We start from the raw sequence: 2,555 nt of genomic DNA, 5'->3' as shown, positions 1-2,555 counted from the left end.
GGCCCCGCCGCGCGCCGCACCGGCCCCGGCCTCTCCCGCACCCGGAACGCCCGCCCGCGGACACCCGGCCCCGGGGCCTCCCGCGACCGCGCCGCCGCGACCGGGCCCGCGCCGTCCGCGGACCGCGCCGTCATCCGGATCGGGACCTGGTCGTCGTCCGTCGTGCGGGGCGGGCAGGACGAGGTGGACGCCTGCACGGACGCGGTGCAGTGGTCCGGGCCGGAGATCGGACGGGAGAACGGCTACGAGATGCGGACGGTGGTGATCGTCGGCCACGACTACTGCAACGGGTTCGACCGGTTCGCCGAGCTGCCCGTCGGCACCCGCGTCACGCTCACGACCGTGCGCGGCACCTGGACCTACGAGGTGTACGCGACCTACATCACGCCGGGCCGCGGCGCCCCCGCCGCCGGCCTGTACTGGGGAGACCTCACCCTCCAGTCGTGCGTGGGGCCGGACACGGGCTTCAGTTACCTCACGCGGGTCTGACGCGCTCACGTAGGGAGGAACGGCGCGCCTCGCGTGAGCGTGCGGGCCCGCGTCCGGCCCGGGGACGCGCCGATCAGGGGGTGACCGGGGCGTCTGGTGCCTGGTGCCCCTGGGGGGTCAGGTGTGTGGCGCCGGACACCGGTTCCATGGTGGGGGGGCGGGGGGCCGGCCGGGGCAGCCGGGGGGCATGCGGCAGCCCAACGGGTGGTGAATCGCCGTGCGGGGGCTGGGGCGGGGAATCACCCGATGGGGTGGGCGTGGGTGTGGGTGTGTGGGGGGGCCGGCCCCCCCACGGGTCAGAGGCCGGCTGTGTCGGAGAGGTCTCGCCCGATCGACGTCAGCAGGTCCGTCGCCCTGGCGCGGGCCGCCGGGAGGTCGGCGTGCGCCGCCACCGGGACGACGACCTCCAGGTAGCACTTGAGCTTCGGTTCCGTGCCGCTGGGGCGGACGATGACGCGGGCGCCGTCGAGGGTGTAGCGCAGGCCGTCCGTGGGCGGCAGGCCGGCCGTGCCCCCGGTGAGGTCCTCGGCCTTCGTGACCGGCAGGCCCCCGAGACGGGCGGGCGGCTGCTCGCGCAGGCGGCGCATGGCGTCGGCGATGACCGAGAGATCCTGCACGCGGACCGAGAGCTGGTCGGTGGCGTGCAGGCCGTGCTCCACGGCGAGGTCGTCGAGGAGGTCCAGGAGGGTGCGGCCCCCGGACTTCAGCACGGAGGCCAGTTCCGTGATCAGGAGCGCCGCCGTGATGCCGTCCTTGTCGCGGACGCCGTCCGGGTCCACGCAGTAGCCGAGGGCCTCCTCGTAGCCGTAGCGGAGGCCGTCGACGCGGGCGATCCACTTGAAGCCCGTGAGGGTCTCGGCGTGGCGGAGGCCGGCCTTCTCGGCGATGCGGCCGAGGAGGGAGGAGGAGACGATCGACTGCGCGAAGGTGCCCCGCGCTCCGCGGGCGACCAGGTGCGCGGCGAGGAGGGCGCCGACCTCGTCGCCGCGGAGCATGCGCCAGTCGCCGGCGTCCTTGACGGCCGCCGCGCAGCGGTCGGCGTCCGGGTCGTTGGCGATGATCAGGTCCGGGTCGCAGGCGCGCGCCGTGGCGAAGGCGAGGTCCATCGCGCCGGGCTCCTCCGGGTTGGGGAAGGCGACGGTGGGGAAGTCCGGGTCGGGGTCGGCCTGCTCGGCGACGAGGGTGGGGGCCGGGAAGCCGGCGCGGTCGAAGGCGGCGAGGAGGACGTCCGTGCCGACGCCGTGCATCGCGGTGTAGACGGTGCGGGCGGTGCGGGGGGAGGCGGGGTCCAGGACGGCGTCCGTGCGGGCGAGGTAGGCCTCGAGGACGGTGTCGTCGAGGGTCTCCCAGCCCTCGGTGGGGCGGAACACCGTGGTGAGGGACGGGATCGCGGCGATCTCGGCGGCGATGTCCGTGTCGGCGGGCGGGACGATCTGGGAGCCGTCGCCGAGGTAGACCTTGTAGCCGTTGTCGCGGGGCGGGTTGTGGCTGGCGGTGACCTCCACGCCGGCGACCGCGCCGAGGTGCCTGATGGCGAAGGCGAGGACGGGGGTGGGGAGGGGGCGGGGGAGGAGGGCCGCGCGGAGGCCGGCGCCGGTCATGACGGCGGCGGTGTCGCGGGCGAAGTCGGCCGACTTGTGGCGGGCGTCGTAGCCGATGACGACGAGGCCGTCGTGGTGGCCCTGCTTCTTGAGGTACGCGGCGAGGCCGGCGGCGGCGCGGATGACGACCGAGCGGTTCATGCGCAGGGGGCCGGCGCCGAGTTCGCCGCGGAGGCCGGCGGTGCCGAACTGGAGGGTGCCGCCGAAGCGGGCGGTGAGTTCGGTGACGTCCTTGGTGTCGATCAGGCGGGCGAGTTCGGCGCGGGTGTCCGGGTCGGGGTCCTCGGTGAGCCATGCCTGGGCCTGTGCGAGGAAGTCGTCTTGCACGGTCGGTCAGCCTCTCGTCGTCGGTGGTGCCGGGTGCCTGCGGCGGCCCGCGCGGGTGGGGTGCGTGGTGGCTGTGGCGCTGGCTGCCGGTGGGTGGGTCGGGGCCGTGCCGGGGGGTGTCCGTCCTCGGAACGGCGC

Annotated in this window: 2 protein-coding genes; one reads left to right on the top strand and one right to left on the bottom strand. The window is 75.5% G+C overall.

Translation table 11 applies throughout. The features are described from left to right. A partial coding sequence (locus tag ACFF45_RS35195) for a sortase family protein (RefSeq protein ID WP_381351104.1) occupies positions 1 to 489 on the top strand: 489 nt, incomplete at its 5' end. Positions 490 to 785: 296 nt separating this feature from the next. On the opposite strand, the gene ACFF45_RS35190 is transcribed toward ACFF45_RS35195, so the two are convergent. Beyond that, positions 786 to 2,417: a phospho-sugar mutase gene (locus tag ACFF45_RS35190; RefSeq protein ID WP_381351102.1), complete on the bottom strand. Its 1,632-nt coding sequence runs from the start codon at positions 2,415 to 2,417 to the stop codon at positions 786 to 788. Positions 2,418 to 2,555: the final 138 nt, after the last annotated feature.

It is taken from the genome of Streptomyces cinereospinus, from assembly GCF_042430725.1.
In the GTDB taxonomy this organism is placed as follows: domain Bacteria; phylum Actinomycetota; class Actinomycetes; order Streptomycetales; family Streptomycetaceae; genus Streptomyces; species Streptomyces cinereospinus.
The sequence above is the reverse complement of the archived record's forward strand: the minus strand, read 5'-3'. Positions and strand labels throughout refer to the sequence as shown.